The sequence below is a fragment of the Polynucleobacter sp. GWA2_45_21 genome (genome assembly GCF_001830325.1).
In the GTDB taxonomy this organism is placed as follows: Bacteria; Pseudomonadota; Gammaproteobacteria; order Burkholderiales; family Burkholderiaceae; genus Polynucleobacter.
In genome coordinates this window covers 50,062-66,261 of the sequence record NZ_MHZG01000001.1, presented here as the reverse complement: position 1 = coordinate 66,261, position 16,200 = coordinate 50,062, and the positions used below count along the sequence as shown (strand labels likewise).

The 16,200-nt window shown below is 43.5% G+C and carries 16 protein-coding genes; 5 read left to right on the top strand and 11 right to left on the bottom strand.

Translation table 11 applies throughout. From position 1 onward, the window contains the following. Positions 1-127: 127 nt before the first annotated feature. On the top strand, positions 128-1,156 hold the full coding sequence (locus A2X74_RS00270; protein WP_293627241.1) for a YadA-like family protein: 1,029 nt from the start codon (positions 128-130) through the stop codon (positions 1,154-1,156). A gap of 69 nt (positions 1,157-1,225) precedes the next feature. Continuing rightward, on the top strand, positions 1,226-1,543 hold the full coding sequence (locus tag A2X74_RS00265; RefSeq protein ID WP_293627239.1) for a hypothetical protein: 318 nt from the start codon (positions 1,226-1,228) through the stop codon (positions 1,541-1,543). A gap of 97 nt (positions 1,544-1,640) precedes the next feature. On the opposite strand, the gene A2X74_RS00260 is transcribed toward A2X74_RS00265, so the two are convergent. The 7 genes from A2X74_RS00260 to A2X74_RS00230 form a co-directional block, all read right to left on the bottom strand. Beyond that, a complete protein-coding gene (locus A2X74_RS00260; RefSeq protein WP_293627237.1) occupies positions 1,641-2,891 on the bottom strand; it encodes a DNA polymerase IV in 1,251 nt (416 codons plus the stop codon). A gap of 317 nt (positions 2,892-3,208) precedes the next feature. Further along, positions 3,209-3,751, bottom strand: a complete 543-nt coding sequence (locus A2X74_RS00255; RefSeq protein WP_293627235.1) for a hypothetical protein — start codon at positions 3,749-3,751, stop codon at positions 3,209-3,211. 12 nt (positions 3,752-3,763) lie between these two features. Next, positions 3,764-4,345, bottom strand: a complete 582-nt coding sequence (locus A2X74_RS00250; RefSeq protein ID WP_293627233.1) for a hypothetical protein — start codon at positions 4,343-4,345, stop codon at positions 3,764-3,766. An 8-nt stretch (positions 4,346-4,353) separates the two neighbouring features. Continuing rightward, positions 4,354-6,672: a VIT and VWA domain-containing protein gene (locus A2X74_RS00245; RefSeq protein WP_293627231.1), complete on the bottom strand. Its 2,319-nt coding sequence runs from the start codon at positions 6,670-6,672 to the stop codon at positions 4,354-4,356. Continuing rightward, positions 6,669-7,076 (bottom strand): helix-turn-helix domain-containing protein, encoded by a 408-nt coding sequence (locus tag A2X74_RS00240; RefSeq protein WP_293627229.1) that lies wholly within the window; start codon positions 7,074-7,076, stop codon positions 6,669-6,671. The genes A2X74_RS00245 and A2X74_RS00240 overlap by 4 nt, the downstream gene beginning before the upstream one ends. 170 nt (positions 7,077-7,246) lie before the next feature. Next, entirely contained in the window at positions 7,247-7,399 is a 153-nt protein-coding gene (locus A2X74_RS00235; RefSeq protein ID WP_293627227.1) for a hypothetical protein, read from the bottom strand. 127 nt (positions 7,400-7,526) lie between these two features. Further along, positions 7,527-8,216: an outer membrane beta-barrel protein gene (locus A2X74_RS00230; protein ID WP_293627225.1), complete on the bottom strand. Its 690-nt coding sequence runs from the start codon at positions 8,214-8,216 to the stop codon at positions 7,527-7,529. 126 nt (positions 8,217-8,342) lie between these two features. Here A2X74_RS00230 and A2X74_RS00225 point away from each other — a divergent pair, with 126 nt between their 5' ends. Together A2X74_RS00225 and A2X74_RS00220 are read left to right on the top strand one after the other, a co-directional pair. Then, a complete protein-coding gene (locus tag A2X74_RS00225; RefSeq protein WP_293627223.1) occupies positions 8,343-9,323 on the top strand; it encodes a WYL domain-containing protein in 981 nt (326 codons plus the stop codon). A gap of 151 nt (positions 9,324-9,474) precedes the next feature. Further along, positions 9,475-11,214 (top strand): DUF262 domain-containing protein, encoded by a 1,740-nt coding sequence (locus A2X74_RS00220; protein ID WP_293627221.1) that lies wholly within the window; start codon positions 9,475-9,477, stop codon positions 11,212-11,214. Between the two features lie 162 nt (positions 11,215-11,376). Here the strand turns inward: A2X74_RS00220 and A2X74_RS00215 are convergent, their stop codons facing one another. Together A2X74_RS00215 and A2X74_RS00210 are read right to left on the bottom strand one after the other, a co-directional pair. Beyond that, entirely contained in the window at positions 11,377-11,685 is a 309-nt protein-coding gene (locus A2X74_RS00215; protein ID WP_293627219.1) for a hypothetical protein, read from the bottom strand. A 99-nt stretch (positions 11,686-11,784) separates the two neighbouring features. Further along, positions 11,785-12,753: a WYL domain-containing protein gene (locus A2X74_RS00210; protein WP_293627217.1), complete on the bottom strand. Its 969-nt coding sequence runs from the start codon at positions 12,751-12,753 to the stop codon at positions 11,785-11,787. Positions 12,754-12,887: 134 nt separating this feature from the next. Here A2X74_RS00210 and A2X74_RS00205 point away from each other — a divergent pair, with 134 nt between their 5' ends. Continuing rightward, positions 12,888-13,160, top strand: coding sequence for a hypothetical protein (locus A2X74_RS00205; RefSeq protein ID WP_293627215.1), 273 nt, complete (start codon positions 12,888-12,890; stop codon positions 13,158-13,160). 96 nt (positions 13,161-13,256) lie between these two features. Here the strand turns inward: A2X74_RS00205 and A2X74_RS00200 are convergent, their stop codons facing one another. Next, complete coding sequence (locus A2X74_RS00200; protein ID WP_293627213.1) at positions 13,257-15,584, bottom strand: VIT domain-containing protein; 2,328 nt, start codon at positions 15,582-15,584, stop codon at positions 13,257-13,259. Further along, positions 15,581-15,988, bottom strand: coding sequence for a helix-turn-helix domain-containing protein (locus tag A2X74_RS00195; RefSeq protein ID WP_293627211.1), 408 nt, complete (start codon positions 15,986-15,988; stop codon positions 15,581-15,583). Before A2X74_RS00195 ends, A2X74_RS00200 begins: the two co-directional genes overlap by 4 nt. Positions 15,989-16,200 lie beyond the last annotated feature (212 nt).

Sequence of the window (16,200 nt, the reverse complement as noted above, 5' to 3'; positions counted from 1 at the left end):
TAATGTTAAGCGCTGATCAATCACGCAAACTCTCTTTAAAACACCATCTTGATAACTAGTATGAACCTTTTTAAGGTCGCACCCATTTAACACTAGTAGTACTTTATCTTTTTATATGGAGATTTATATGAATCAAAACCCCAAGAACTGGAAATTGAAGAAGTCGCTACTTATTGCAGCGGTGACATCTCTTACTTCGAGCTTAGCTTTTTCTGCAACGAGTGATTTAAATCCAAATCCTTCTTATGGTGTGAGCATCATTAGCAATTCCGATGGAACAACGGGTACGGGTGAGATTTTATCTATCACTGAAGCTTCACGTAATGTGCTTTCTACAAACGAAGCAGGAACGACAATTTCAATAGGACAGGACGGTACATCAACCAATTTAAATGGCGCTACCAACAATATTGGTGTCAATGCTTATGCCACGACGAACAATATTGGTACCGGCAGTGTCGCTAGCGTCAACAATATTGGTAATACCAGCGCTGCTACTACGATTAATAGCTATGCTGGTAATGCAGCTTCAACTTTGGCGAATAATCAAGCTACGACAACGGTTGGTAGCGCATCTAACTTGGCAACCATTCAGGCTACTAACTCAGGCGCTACTGGTTTTAATGTGGGTCCGAACGGCCTAATCTCTACCGGCACAACCAATCAGTCGGCTGCTGGCATCGTGGTTGTTAATGCTGCGGGTAATAGCAATGGTTTTGTCGCTAATCAAAACTTGGCAGTTATGTCTGGTGGTAACGGCGCAGGTGCAACTAGCCTCACAATGAGTAATAACGTAGCCACTTTTGCGAATGTGGCAAGTGGGGCTCCCATCAAGGTAACCGGTGTTGCCGATGGTACTGGTGCATTTGATGCTGTTAACTATCGTCAATTGCAATCTGTAGCTTCGGGCGTTGCAGGTACTGCAGCGATGGCGAACATTCCTATTGCGACGGGTGCAAACGGTAAAGATTTTGCTGTTGGTGTTGGCCTTGGTAATTACATGGGTCAAACCTCATTGGCGCTCGGTGGCTCCTACCGCATCATGGATGGCGCTTATCTAAAAGCTTCTGTTGCATCAAGCAATACCAATAACGGCTATAACGCAGGTTCAAGCCAAAACACAGTCTATGGATTGGGTGCTGGTATCTCTTTTTAATTTGGTGGTTTTTAGTCCGATTGATAACCCCACTTAGGTGGGGTTTTTCTTCTTCAATAGATGGATCTTATGTATAGAAACATTCTGCTCATTATCTTGGGATTAACCATTTCGATGGGTGTGCATGCTCAAGAAAAAAAGGCCAATGAAAAGCCTAAAATGAAATTCTTGGGCGCTTTTGATGCTGGTCAAGCAGGGGTAAGCATCTATAAATTATTTGATCAATCTGATAACGTGGTCTGCTATGTTCTTGCTCCTGATGCAGCCAGTCGTAAGCAAACCTCAGAGGGACTAATTTACGACTCGAATAGCGTTGGCTCTATTAGCTGCCTAATGGTCAAGGTTCCTGTGATTCCAATTGCGGCTGAGCCAGTTCGACTTAAATAATGACGCTACTTTGTAGGCTTTTCACAACGAGGCCACCGGCTGAAGTGGGTCGATAACCGACTAATTTTAATTAAGAGCGGATGTCCGCTTTGGCTGATTACGAGCCCTCTAGATCTAGCTGCCCTTGAGCTTCCTTGTCCGCACCTTTTTCTTTAGGCTGTTTATTTCCCTCTAATTTCTGAAGGTTGCTTGCCCTGACCCCGAGTAGCCTCAAACTTCTATTAAGATCAATGCGCTTTATGCACTGTCCTGCCGTTTGGCGAATGATGTTTGGATCATTGCTTGGTGCATCAATCGTCATATCTCTTGTAATCGATTGAAAGTTGCCATATCGCACTCGAATGCCAATGGTTTTACCAAGATAGCCTTTGGCTTTTAAATCTTGGGATAGACGCTCACATAGCTGCGTCAATATCGGGCCTAGCGTTTCTTTATCTTTTTTGGGGTGCAGATCTTTTTCAAAGGTGGTTTCTCGGCTCATGTTGACTGGCTCTCCTCTAGGTGAGACCGGATCCTCATTGCGACCATGGGCGCTTTCATAAAGCCAGGCGCCATAACTTTTGCCAAACTCTTGCATCAGCCAAATCGGATCTTGGCTGGCTAATTGCCCAATGGTGGCAATCTCGTGTTTCGCAAGCTTGGCATCGGCTTTGGGGCCAATGCCATTGATTTTTCGGCAGGGTAAGGGCCAGATCAGGCTTTCTAAGTCAGACGCCTGTAAAACACAAATACCATTGGGTTTGTGCATGTCACTGGCCATTTTGGCAAGTAGCTTATTGGGGGCTACGCCAATCGAACAGGTCAATCCGGTATTACTGAGCACCGTCATCTGAATGACCCGAGCTAAAGTATGACCACCTTTGCGCTGCACCCCCGGTACATTTGTAAAGTCAATGTAGACTTCATCCAAACCACGATCCTCTATAACAGGGGCAATTTCGGCTACGGTCTCTTTCATTAGTCTTGAGTAATGCCGGTAGCGCTCAAAATCGACTGGTAGCAAAATGGCTTCCGGGCATAACTTAGCCGCTTTCATGAGCCCCATAGCTGAACCCACGCCAAACTGACGGGCGGCATAGGTTGCGGTGGTGATTACTCCTCTGCCCACATAACTTGATAGTCTGGGAAAAAACCGCAAGGGAATCTTGTGAGGACGAAAGTCATCCCACTCAGGTTCGCTTTGAAGAATCTTCGCAAAGAGCTCTTCGGTAGTGGCATGTCCACTACCACCAATCACTACCGGTAGATCCTTGAGCTGCGGATAGCGCAATAACTCCACGGAGGCAAAAAAAGCATCCATATCTAAATGGGCAATCCGCCGAGGGGGTGAGGGCTTGGGGTCAGTCATAGCGTTAAGGATAAATCACTGCTAAACAGTTTTTGGATGACTTACCGTGAACGGCTTAAATACCTGCCTTTGTATTTAACGATCAAATCCTAAATCCTCTAAAAGCAAGGTTGAAATAACGTGGGTAGCATGCTGCAATGAAGCTTTAATGACAGCATTCTTTTGAAGAAGCCCCCGCAGGGCAATCTGGAAAGCTTACATTGAAGTAAGTCTCGCTCCAGCCGTGTACGAGGGCTATTCCCACTTTTGGTGAGAATAGGGAAATTTTACCGTAGAGGTATCACTCTAGTAAAAAATATAACGCTGATCAACAGCGGTTATTCAAAAACCAAATTAATCCGCTTGATATTAATTTCATGTTGATGAACTTCAGTTTGCCCGTATTCATCAACCTCTTCAAACTTTGGATTAGATAAATCAAAGAAACTATCGCTGCATAGAAGCTCAATAGAAGCAGTGACGAAGTTTGCATTACGAACATCATGAAGAATGCTTGAAAGTGTGTATGAATCATCAATCGACCAAATAATGCTGGTCTCAAATTGCTTTCCGGCATGATCAAAGCGAAATATTCTGGAGTCCTCATCCTCTATTTCAAATATAGAATTTGATGATCCATAAATACGCAGATTGGTGGTGTGGTTTGTAAACAATTTATGGATGATGGGTCGACGTCTGAGCAGATAGTAGTCTCGTACCGTAGGTTTAAACAGTAGCCCCTCAATTGAGAGTGCACTCGTGATTTCAGGCCAGCCCTCATTTTCAATGATGGCAGCATCAGCTCGGTAAGAGGTGCAAACTCCACCCTTCAGACTTCTCCAGAAGGAAAGACATACCGTGTGTTTTGTCTCTGGATTCACAGTAGGAATCTCCTAAAAGCAGTAACTCGTGCCGCCGTAGTAATTGCAGATACGGGGTGGTGGGGTAATCGATTGACCAAATGAGTTAGTAAAAGCCTTGCCAATACCATTAAGCAAAGTCGCTATTGCAGCAGTATTGGCTGGATTTTGTTGGGGCGGTTGATATTGCTGTGGCGCCTGATATTGACTATAAAACTGACCGACTTCCTTGGCTGCTTTCATGACGGCGAATCGCTCTAATAGGGCTTGACGAAATGTATCTGTTGCGGAGTTATCGAGTTCACTCATTTGGCTCTCTGAGAGGTGGTAGCGCTCAGCAAATTGAGCCATCACGAGATTTTGCTTATTGATACTCGCCAGCAATACATCTTTTGGATAAAGCGAATCTGATAATGCAACTGCTTTTTGCGCTGCTTCAAGATTGGATAACTCTTTGTTTTTTACCTGAACATCCAATTGTTTCGCTGTCTCGGTGTATTGATCAAACTTTTTGACGCACTGAGGTTGGTAGTAGTCGCATAAGTCACTTTGGGCAAGCGCTGGGACCGTTGTGAGGCAAAGTGTCAGTAAGGATAGACGTAAAATATTTTTCATAACAGATCCTAATCAGCTAATTTGCGTAGCCAGTTGGGGAGGCTCCATACGGTCGCAGTTTCAGGCGATGGATGGTTATCCAATAGCCTGCTTAAATAGGGTTTCACAATTGCTAGTGAGGTCTTGAGTTGGTTTGCGGGCAATGTATTTGCCAAAGCCTCAATCGCTGTTTTCGTTTTTGGTTTCCACTTCCCTTTAGTGCGCGAGTCAATCAATAACCAAGACAGAATGACAGTCCAGGCGTCTTTATCAGATAGGATGGGAGTAAATTGTTTCAGTAAGGACGTTAGATTCGCATCAATCAATTGCGCTTGGATTGCTTCTACAAATTGCCCAATATCTGCGGGATTTTGAATCCACTGATTGGCAAGATCAATGATTTCATGGGGTGTGAGTGGCCCTTGAGTTCTTTGATTGCTTGCTTTTTCTGGTGCCGCCAACTCTTCTAAGGAATTGCATTCATCATCACACTCTTGAATTGTTATTTTTGAGTTTGCCGTGCTTCTAAAGACCCTGGGCAAATCGTAACTAGCATCAAATGATTGTCTGCTCCTGGAAAATAGAACTTGAGGCCCACTCATGTCTTTGCTAGTTCCAGCACCACTCCAGCCCGCTGCTAGCATTTGAGCTACTTTTTGGAGCTCTGGTAAGCCAGTGGCTTTTTCTTCTTCTGGGCGAATATATGTGAGTAGGTAGTTCGTATGCCTAGTGATCAATTGGTAATTGATGGCTAAGGTAGTTTGATCTTCATCAGACATGATTCTAAGCCTTTGTGCTGCTCCTAGTCTAGGAATCAGATCTGAATCGGATTGCATTAAGGTGTTTGCCTGCGCCAAATATCTTTTAGGATTACTTCCGAGCTGAAAAGATAGGGTGGCAGGGCGTTGGGGCGGCGATTTAAAGCCGGCAAATACATGACTGGTATTGAGATTAAATATAGCTGCACTGATGCCGCTGACCCACTCAGGCTTTCCATCATGACCCCAATCGATTTCAATATTGCGTGCTCTAGGCTGGCGCAGGCGGTGAAACATGCGAGTAATTCCCATCTGAACATCCCCGTTGGGTGGCACTAGTTCGCAAGCGCCACCAGTCTCTTCAGCGAGTTCTTGTAAGAGCGTTTCAGCAGGAGCGTTGCCAACGCCAATGGCAAAGATGCGTTGCCCAGATTGCTTGGCAGTCTCAATGATGTTCGCTGTATCCCAAACTTCACCATCGGTAATAAGCAAAATATCTGCCTGAGCGTCCTTCGCTTTGAGTTTGAAGGTGGAAAGGAGGGCATGTTCAATCTGTGTGCCGCCTAAATTGGCTTCGGTATTGCTGATAAAGATGGATGACGCAGCAATATTAAATGGGGTGGCTAGTTGCAGATTTTCAAAGGCATGCTTTACTGTATCGCCAAATTGGGAGTAGCTAAGTTGGTCATCGGAATTAAGATTCATTAAAACCTGATGCAATGCTTCCTTGGCAGATTCAATGCTATCGCCATTCATGGAGCCCGAGCAATCTACCAGGATCTTCAGTGCAATGGGTCCAGCAATCTCATTGCTATCAATATTGGGATTAAAGCTAGCTAGTACAGTGTAAGCCTCTGGTTTCCTATTTGTATCCGGTGCAACCATGCAAAAAGATTGGTTTTTGAGTCCGCTCAAGTTAAGAATAAAGTCGCGATCTAAAAATCCATTGCGAGTTAATTCAACCAGCGTTCTAGAGGTGTTTTGCGTTACTTTAATGTGATGGCTGGGGGACTCAATCGTGCATTTTTCGGTGCCCCCACTAAGCCACAATGAGAGGGTAAGAGGGTATTGCACCAATATATCTGCTTGGGTGCTTTGATGCTCTTGAATGCCGCCAAACCGTTCTTTTCCGTACCGTGGTGCAATGGTGGTGGGCAAACAAATTCTGGCGCATCCCTCTTCGACTTGTAGCAATTGCGCATAGCGATATTCAATGGTTGCGGTTTCGCCAGGCTTGAGGTTACCCAAGCTAGCGGTGTAGATGCCTTCGGAGTTTTTCTCGAGCATGATGGGGGTGTCCCCCTCGGCAATGGCTTTTTCATATCCCGTGATTGCCGCCTGCTTTTCGATGACTAAGCCGCGCAGTCGCTTGCCTGCAATTTCTACATGAAGATCCATAAAGCTAGCACCCCAACCCATGGGAAAGGTATAGGAAGCCTCAAGAGTGTCTTGTGTGAAATTTTGATATTCCTGGCGAATGGTCATTTCCAACATGAGGCCTTTGACCACCCCTGTGGCTTTTACTGATTGCAGTGCCATCAATTGATTACGGCTGAACGGTAATGGGGATTGATTTTGGATGGCGATCATTTCTTATCCTTTGTAATCTGCTCATAGGAGTGCATCACGCTTTGCAAAAATTCACGTAATGCTTCTGGGCTTAAATTTGCCGATTCTGGGGAGACTTGGAGTTCAACACCATCAGCGATCCAAAGATGGGTTTTCACTTCAATTTGCCCTGGTTTTTTGGTGCGAACGGGGAGGGGTAAAGTCTCGCCGGATAAAACTTCGCGTATCCGCTCTAGTGATATACCTGACTCAGTTAATTGCTTGATGCGCAGGGCTTTTTCAAGATGAAGGCTGGTGTAGTGAGCTGCTCTTGTTTGCCCTATAGGCTTATCAATTAAGCCAATTTGGGTGTAGTAACGCAGAGTGCGCGAACTTAAGCCCGATAAGGCGCAAAGTTCATCAAAGGTGAGTTTTTGAGTTTCCATCTAGTTATATTAACACTATTAATGTAAATATAACTGTAAATATATTAAATTACCATTGTCATCACACTTGATGACAATGGGTGGCATTTTTTTGGTTCGACTCACGGTTGCACTTCTATCTGCGAGAAACCGTAGAAATGACCGATCGGCTGAGCTTGAGGCCATAACTTCTATGCCCAAGACTCACGTCGCTTCCCTTCGGTAGCGAGCATATTGGGTGAGCCCAATATAGAGATGGCATCTGATGAGCTCATATCCACTTTGATCTCTTTTTGAGACTTAGTAATCGATAGGTTATCGCCTTCGTCCTTGGCAGCGTTCATATCCTTTTCTTGGCTCACCAAGGATGTTGAATAGTGCCCGGATAATGCAGTTCATCCAAGACTGGATAAGAGGATGATGAAGAGTGATTTTTCAAAAGGGGATTTGCATCCCCCTTTAACTTATTGTTTAAAACTTGTAACCAATACCAACAACCGCGTTAAATACATTTGCGCTAGAGGTCAAGGAATAGCTATAAGTGTAGCCACCAGCAACACCACTGTAAGAGTTGGTGTGATTGCCATAGCCCATGTAATTCACTTCACCGAAGCCATATAGACCACCTTGAATGATTTGCTTATATCCAAGTCCAAGTGAGTAGCCTGTTAGGTTTTGGGTGTTTGAAACGCCACCTTCGGTAGCTTTTACAGAAGCGCCTGTGTAGCCAACTTTGCCGTAGAGTAAACCATCTGTGCCAACTGGAGTTGCTGGTGAAAGGAAGATGTTGTATTGATTTTGTGATTGATATGTACCATTTACTCTCACATTACTTACGCCGTAGTTGTAATTGCCAGACTGTGAGTTAAACGGGTTATATTCAGCGCCGATGCCCAGCAAAAAGTCTTTGGTAATTGGCGCCATATATCCAATAGTGACAACGCCCATCACACTGCCTTGGCTTGAAACGTTTGTGCTAATTGGTGCCGCCCCAACGCCAATAATATTTAATCCACTAGAGTTAAAAGTTGGCGTGATGTTTTCATAGCCAATACCAATTTGGCCGTATGCACCTTCAAATTTTGATTGTGCATTAGCGCTTGCAATTGTTCCAACAGTCAACAAAGCAGTAACTACTGTATATATACCCAGCTTTTTCATAACGATCCTTATAAAAATTAAACAGAATTCATTTTTGACTTGAGCCAGGCTCACCCCATGAGACTGTGACTACTCAAAATGAAATAAATCTAAATAAATTTCATAACGAGGACGTAAGGCAAATTAATGGATAGAACGGAACGGTTTTATAAGATTCAAAAATTGTTAGGAGAGCGCCAAGTAGTTACCGCTGAACACTTTTTGAAAGTACTTGAAGTTTCTCGGGCGACCTTTAGGCGAGACCTAGAGTATTTGCGAGATCGATTGGGTGCGCCAATTGAGTGGAATGCAGATCTTAAAGGGTATGTTCTTAATGGCAAGAAGGATGGCGTTGATTCATTAACTTCGCTACCTGGACTTTGGTTAAATGAATCAGAGATTCATTCTTGGCTATCCGTTATTGAGTTATTAAAAAATATTGAACCCAATGGCATGGTGAATGCGCAGGTTAATCCTATTCGCAGTCGCTTAGAAAAGTTGCTAGATGAAAGTAGTTTTTCTCTGAAAGAGGTGGCCAAGAGAATTAAGATTGTAGGTTTAGCCAGACGTAGAACATCCCCGGCCTATTTTGAATTAATTGCCAATGCTTTGTTGGCAAGAAAACGGATTCATATTCGTTATTTGCAAAGATATAACGAAAGCATCAGTGAGCGCGAGGTATCACCCCAGAGATTGGTTTACTACCGCGATAACTGGTACTTAGATGCTTTTTGTCACGATCGCGATGATCTGCGAACATTCTCACTAGATGCCATTGAGATGATAAAGGGGCTGGAGAAGCCTGCTGTATCGGTTGATGAGAATGTTTTGGTGTCCGAATTGGAATCTTCTTATGGGATCTTTGCTGGCAAAAAATATCAAATTGCTAGGCTCAAATTTACGCCCTTTAGAGCCCGGTGGGTTTCTAAAGAGTTATGGCATCCCAAGCAGCGTGGTGAAGTGATGGAAGATGGCTCTTATCTATTAGAAATTCCTTATAGCGATGAGAGGGAGTTGACTTTGGATATTCTGCGCCAAGGTGCCGATGTCGAGGTGGTGGATCCTCCAGCCCTAAGAAATCATGTATCTGAGGTATTGGTGAAGGCGGTAGCTGTTTATCAAAATTAATAATCTACTTTTTGGTTGCCTGCAATCACGATCATAGCCCTCAAAAATGGGCTTGGAGCTTGAAGTCTATTGGATCGTATTAATATTAAGAAGTTAATGCTAATCAGCGTATAGTTATTATTACTATTTAGATTTTACAAAGGACTGAGGAATGCCAAAACAGGAAACCCGTGTTTTAGATTTGGTGCAAATGATTGAGTGTGGCGAATTGCGACTCCCTGAGATGCAGCGTCGCTATGTTTGGACATCTACTCGAGTGCGGGACTTATTGGATTCTCTATATCGTGGCTACCCATCGGGGACAATTCTTGTTTGGGAAACTGATGCTGAGCAGCAGCCCAGAGATTTACAAGTTCAGCAAAAGCCCAATGCGTTTGCCACTCAGAAACTATTGCTTGACGGTCAGCAGCGTTTAACATCTTTGACTGCGGTGCTTTCAGGAAAGCCTATTGAGGTCCGCAATCGCCAAAGGCCTATTGATATTGCTTTTAACTTAAATCATCCTGAAGGGCCTCCTATAGATCTTCTCGAGGTGGAAGATGATGCTAATGGTAATGAGGAGGGCACGGAAGTCGACGAGGGATCGGATGATGATCGTGGTGAGAATGTTTTGCAGAGATTAAATGGCCGCGTCTTTGCGGTTGCATCTAGTCAAATATTAAATCGCCCAAATTGGGTGAGTGTTTCTAAAGTCTTTGCTAGCCAAAATGATTGGGAGCTGGTCAAGGATTTAGTGAGTTCACCAAATGATCCACAGTTTGCGGTCTATTTGAATCGTTTAAATCGCCTGCGAGCTATCAAAGATTACCTTTACACCATGGAAATCTTGCCGCGCAACCTCTCTTATGAGGAGGTGGCAGAAATCTTCGTGCGGGTGAACTCATTAGGTGCCAAGCTCAAGGGCTCAGATTTGGCTTTAGCGCAAATTACCGCTAAGTGGCCTGGGTCGCTCACTATCTTTGAGGATTTTTCAAATACTTGCGAAGAGCAAAGCAATTTTTATATCGATACGGGATTGTTAGTTCGGTTATTGGTAGTTTTTGCTACCGGACAATCTCGCTTTAGAACGGTAAGTACGATCCCCCTGGCAAAGCTTCAGAGTAGTTGGGAGAAAACCAAGAACGGAATCGATTACGCTATTAATTTTCTCAAGCAAAATGCCGGTATTGAAGGCATGTCTTTGCTTGCATCGCCATATTATTTAATCCCGATTGCAGTATATGGGGATCTGAAGGACTATAAGTTAGCCCCTAGTGACTCAAGTCAGATGCTCCAATGGCTCTTTGCTGGCGGTATTAAAGGGCATTTCTCAGGATCAAGTGAATCTAGCTTGGATGCGGATTTACGCGTATTACTTGATGGCGGAAATTTTGGTGATTTGGTGCAAATGCTTGAGCAACGCTTTGGACGTATTAATGTTGAACCTCGGGATTTGGCTGGACGCGGACAGCGCAGTTTCTTATTCTCGTTAAGTTATCTGGCGCTGAAATATTCCAATGCAGTAGATTGGAATACAGGCCTGGGGCTCTCCCTGTTTCATCAGGGTCATAGCCATTTAATTGAGTATCACCATATTTTTCCGAAATCTTTGCTCCAGAAAGCTGGTTTTGATGGCGCTGATATTAATGAGATCTCCAATATGGCTTTTATTAGCGGCAAAGCCAATCGTAATATTTCTAATAAAGCACCTAATATCTACTTCCAGGAAATTGTGGATACCCAGGGTGGTGATGTGCTATTAAAGCAAGCCATACCACTAGGATTTGAAATGCGTGAGATTGGCAATTTTGGTAAGTTCTTAGAGTATCGCCGCCAACGTCTTGCGGACTTGATTAATCATTTCATGGATCAAAGCGTTAAAAATGGTCAGGTAAGAAGTTTTGATCTTTAATGGCTAATACTCAAATTAACATACTGATGTTGATCCCTATAGAGCGATATTTGCTAATTCCTATAATTGAGTAATCTCAGAAAACTTAGGTTTTAATGGGCAATCAATACGCAGTTAGGCTTATACGAAATAGATTTATCGTGATCTAATATTGTCTATATTTTATTTTGACCTTTGGCTTGGTGAGTAGCCAATCCGATTGCCGTTGTTATCAAAAATATTGGTTACGCCCTGCGGTGATTGAACTTCATAACCAATCCGATTGCCACTATTGTCATAAACCCCATTGCTTGAGTTGTAATTTAATGAACTGTTTTGGTAATTGAGCGGACTGTTTTGATAATTTAAAGGACTGTTGTTATAGTTTAGTTCGCTATTTTGATAATTCAGTGGGCTGCTATTCCAGTTGATAGTCTGAGCAAAACTATTCAATGTCAATCCAATAAGTGCCATTGCAATTAATTTTTTCATCACTTCTCCTATGTGCTATGACTCCATCTTAGGGTGTCTTAAGCTCAAAAAATGAGCTAGGATCATCGGCTAATAGAAAATATATTTAGTCCATGCAGTCTAATATTTAGACAGCGCCTTTTTGAGTTCATTAACCACCTTGGTTTTAAGGCTTGCTGGTGCCAAAATCTCAACTTCAGAGCCATGTTTCAAAATATCCATGACTAGCTCGGGATCTTGGTTGTAATCAAACTCCAGGATGTAAAAGCCTTTGTCGTCAAATTTGCCAGTTTGTTGCCCATGCCACTGCTCTCCAGAAACCCAGCGGGCGCGCTCCGGGGAAAACCGCAGCTTTGCTCTTTGGGTTGCCTTTCCGGAGAAGATGCCATAACTTTCGGCAAAGTTTTCGTGAAGCTCTTTTTCGGAAATATCATCCGCCTTTTTGTTGGTTAATGCGGCTGATTTAATTCCATCAACTGCAAAGCTACGTAGCTCATTACGTAGATGGCAGTAGGCATCTAGGTACCAATTATCCCGATAATGAATGAGGCGCTGAGGAGAGATCTCGCGTTCTGTGGTTTGATTGGTGCCCTTGGAGTAATACGCAATATGTAGGCGCTCACGTTTGAGTAGAGCGCTACCAATTTCTTCAAAGTTTTCAATCGCGCTTTTGCGTGAGGCCATTCCAAAGACCCTAATCCTTTTACGCAACTCTTTAGAGGTGGCGGATGACTGGCCTAAGATCCCGTCAATGATTGACATTAAGGGCTCAATATGGGGACCAATAAGACCACCCTTATCTTGGGATGAGAGTAGATGTTGCATGAGGGCTAGGGCGGTGGCTTCTTTTTCAGAAAACCATAGGCCTGGCAATTCGAATTTTTCTCCAGCATTGGGTTTTTCAAATTTATAACCTCCATCAGATCGGTCATAGATGATTGAGGCATTCATGCGATCGCGCAGATATTCCAAGTCGCGTTTAAAGGTCGCGGGAGAGATTTCGAGTTCATCAAGAAAATCTTGGCGAGGTACGCATTTGCGAACCTGGATCATGTATTTGATCTTATGCAGACGCTCTATGGTGCTCATTTTCAGCTTTCTAACAATATAAATATATTGACCTAATACACATGAATATTTATAGCTCATTTATTGAGCTAGTGGCACATCACAATTTAAATAAATATTAAAAAATGGAAAAAATAATGATTTTTGGGGTAATTTTGATAACCATATTGCTACCTTTGCAGATCCAAGTTCACGATCACTATAGGCATCGGATTAACCCATTTTTTATGGTTGGCGCTTTTGTAGATTGCGCCAAGATCTTGGGATTACCTAAATTCAGGTTGCGTGACTCCAATGGAAATCCTTATTTGTCGGATAAGGCAATGATGCAAGAGCCAATGGCGTTGGTGCATGAGGGTGCTGGGATTGCTTTGACTGGTGAGGTTAGTAAGAGAAAGGCATATATCCTTTCTTATGTTCGCAGATGAACGTACCCAATCCACTGGGCCGCACTAACTATTCAAAACAAGCAACCCACTGCGACGCAACAACTACAAGCAACAAAAATTTATTGTTCATTATAGTTAAGAGAGCCATTCATGCATACCAATGTTGTTCATTTTGGTATTGAAAACTCGCAATGCTTTACTTAACTCAATAGCATCCATCTCGTTGGTAAGTTCTTGAATAGCGCTCTTAGTATTCTCATTCCAATTGCCAGACTCCTCTAGATGGAGGAGTAACCACGCTAGAGCGGTGGTCCACAATTGCTCTTTGGATAAAAACTTCAAGCAACTATTAAACACTTCTGATACTTCAGCATCAAACAAGGACTGATCCATTGTTTTAACAAAATTGGCAAAAAGTGTCTTGCTCAAAATAATGGTATTCGCTATCTCAATAACATCAGTAGGATCAAGATATTTGATTTTTGGAGCGGCCTGTTCTGACTCGGCTGCCTGCTTTCTGAGGAATGCCGGGATGTCGTAATAATCTGGATTTCCACTTATAGATTCTTGTAATGAGATGGGTGAATCCCCTGTGATTGGGCTTGATCTAAATACCCTTGGCATGTCAAACGAAGCATAGGTGGCGCTAGAGAGATTAAGCGTAGCGCATTTGGAGGTAAATGATTTGCTCTTGCTAAATAGAATATGAGGTGATCCATCTAGGACTGAACCCGCGCCGCCCCATCCAGTCGCTTGCATCTGCGCTATGGTCATCAGCTCCGGCAATTCAGTTGCCTTTTGGTCTTCGGCGCGAATATGAACCAATAAACAATTGGTCTTCTCTGTAATGAGTTGATAGCTAAGGGCCAAAGCAATTTGATCTCCTTCGGGCGCAGTTTTGATTCTTTGCGCCGCTGCCAAACGAGGTAGGTTATGAGATTTAGAGTGTGTGATCTGAGAAGCCCCAATGCCTGTGCGTTGTGAGCTATTGCCAAATTGGTAACTTAGCAAGGCTGGCTTTGATGGGGCGGATTTAAACCCAGCAAATACATGAGTTGTATTCTCACTAAAGATGGCGGTATTGGTACCAACAGTCCATTCTGGTTGTTCTGGGTGACCCCAGTCAATTTCAATATTGCATGCTCTAGGCTGGCGAATCCGGTGGAACATGCGCACGATCGCTTTCTCAATATCTTCTTTGGGCGAGATTAGCTCACATGCGCCGCCGGACATTTCAGCCAATTCTTTTAGAAGGGTATCCGCTGGCGCGGAGCCTACTCCTACGGCAAAGATGCGATGCCCACTTTCTTTGGCTGCGGCAATGGTTTCATTTGTACACCAAACTTCACCATCGGTAATGAGAAGAACATCTGCCGTACCTTGGGCACCCATTAGATCGAAAGTCGATTGCAATGCCGCTTCTACTTCAGTGCCACCCATATCGGCATTTGTGTTCTCTATCAATAAAGAGGCGGCAGAAATATGAAATTGGTCGGCTGGCTTAACTTTAGAAAATAGGTGGTTGGTATGATTGCCAAACTTAGAGTAACTAAATCGATCTTCTGCAGTTAAGTGGCTCAATACGTGATGCAGGGCGCGTTTTGCCGATTGAATGCTATCACCCTCCATGGAGCCTGAACAATCAACCAAGATCTTCAGATCTAGTGAGCTATCTTTTTGATTGTCGATGGTTGGTGGGCAAAAACTTGCTAAGACAGTGCAACCATCGGGTCCGAGTTGTTTATCTGGTGTGACAATATAAAAAGATTGATTTTGTAGGCCAGTTAAATTGAGGATAAAGTCGCGATCTAAAAAAGCTTCACGTTCAATCGAGACTAATAAGCTTTTATCTTGTTTAGCCACTTGCACTTGATGCGATGGACATTCAACGACGGCTTTTTCTAGGCCACCGGTTAATTGCAGAGATAGGGTGAATGGGTATTCAGTTAAGAAATCAGCCTCAACACTATGGCGATCTTCAATACCACCCTTTTTAGCATCGCCATAGCGCGGAGCGATGACCGTAGGAATGCTGATGCGCATCGAGCCTTGCTCGTACTTGAGAAGTTGCGAGTAGATGTATTCAATGACTACATCTTCATTGGGTTCAAGGTTTCCGAGGTTAGCGGTATATAGACCATCAGAATTCTTTTCAATCATGATGGGGGCATCGCCATCAGCTATCGCTTTTTCATACTGTTCGGTTGCATTGGCTTTTTCAATCACAGTGCCGACCAAGCGTTGGCCACCAATCTCTGCCTGCATTCCCATGAATGTGGCACCCCAAGCCATGGGAAATGAGTAAACAACCTCCAAAGTTTTGTTGGTGTTGTTTTTATAGTGCTGGCGTATGGTCAAATCGAGCAATAAACCATTGGCTACACCAGTTGCGCAGGATGATTGCAGGACCAACTTCTTTTTATCGCTAGAAAATACGTTTTTTACCTTTTCAATGACGATCATTGCGCATCCTTTTTGACTTGTTCGTATACCTGCATCACGCCCTTTAAAAATTGACGTAATTGCTCTGGGCTCAAACCCGCTGTTTCAGCCGAGACTTCTATTTCAATACCTTCTCCTACCCATAGGTGAGTGCGTACCGAAATGTCTCCCGGCTTTTTAGCCCGCTCAGGTAGCGGCATTGGCGAGCCAGAAAGCACTTCACGTATTCGCTCAAGTGATATACCCGCTTCAGTTAATTGCTTGATACGAAGGATCTTCTCAATGTGAAGGCTCAAATAGTGAGCCCCCCGGGTTTGTCCTATAGGCTTATCTACCAGAGCAATTTGGATGTAATAGCGCAGGGTTCTTGAGCTGACGCCGGTTAGGGTGCAGAGTTCTTCAAAAGTGTATTTTTTTTCTTCCATAGAAATATATTAACACTGTAACTGTAAATAATTACTGTTACTATGAGAAAAGTTAAAAAAGAAAGTTGTGGGGAAGTGTTTTATGACCGTGTTTATGACGTGGACTGCAAGATTATGGGTCTACTGAACAATAGTAAGAGCTCACTAATTGAGCCTGCCAAAAGGGTAGTATCTAGACGGGTGTCAATAAAATTAATAATGATTTAAGTAAA

Excerpts from the sequence above, each read along its gene's own strand:
- A2X74_RS00270 (WP_293627241.1), top strand. The coding sequence starts at position 128 with ATGAATCAAAACCCCAAGAACTGGAAATTGAAGAAGTCGCTACTTATT.
- A2X74_RS00265 (WP_293627239.1), top strand. The coding sequence starts at position 1,226 with ATGTATAGAAACATTCTGCTCATTATCTTGGGATTAACCATTTCGATG.
- A2X74_RS00260 (WP_293627237.1), bottom strand. The coding sequence starts at position 2,891 with ATGACTGACCCCAAGCCCTCACCCCCTCGGCGGATTGCCCATTTAGAT.
- A2X74_RS00250 (WP_293627233.1), bottom strand. The coding sequence starts at position 4,345 with ATGAAAAATATTTTACGTCTATCCTTACTGACACTTTGCCTCACAACG.
- A2X74_RS00245 (WP_293627231.1), bottom strand. The coding sequence starts at position 6,672 with ATGATCGCCATCCAAAATCAATCCCCATTACCGTTCAGCCGTAATCAA.
- A2X74_RS00240 (WP_293627229.1), bottom strand. The coding sequence starts at position 7,076 with ATGGAAACTCAAAAACTCACCTTTGATGAACTTTGCGCCTTATCGGGC.
- A2X74_RS00235 (WP_293627227.1), bottom strand. The coding sequence starts at position 7,399 with ATGAACGCTGCCAAGGACGAAGGCGATAACCTATCGATTACTAAGTCT.
- A2X74_RS00230 (WP_293627225.1), bottom strand. The coding sequence starts at position 8,216 with ATGAAAAAGCTGGGTATATATACAGTAGTTACTGCTTTGTTGACTGTT.
- A2X74_RS00225 (WP_293627223.1), top strand. The coding sequence starts at position 8,343 with ATGGATAGAACGGAACGGTTTTATAAGATTCAAAAATTGTTAGGAGAG.
- A2X74_RS00220 (WP_293627221.1), top strand. The coding sequence starts at position 9,475 with ATGCCAAAACAGGAAACCCGTGTTTTAGATTTGGTGCAAATGATTGAG.
- A2X74_RS00215 (WP_293627219.1), bottom strand. The coding sequence starts at position 11,685 with ATGAAAAAATTAATTGCAATGGCACTTATTGGATTGACATTGAATAGT.
- A2X74_RS00210 (WP_293627217.1), bottom strand. The coding sequence starts at position 12,753 with ATGAGCACCATAGAGCGTCTGCATAAGATCAAATACATGATCCAGGTT.
- A2X74_RS00200 (WP_293627213.1), bottom strand. The coding sequence starts at position 15,584 with ATGATCGTCATTGAAAAGGTAAAAAACGTATTTTCTAGCGATAAAAAG.
- A2X74_RS00195 (WP_293627211.1), bottom strand. The coding sequence starts at position 15,988 with ATGGAAGAAAAAAAATACACTTTTGAAGAACTCTGCACCCTAACCGGC.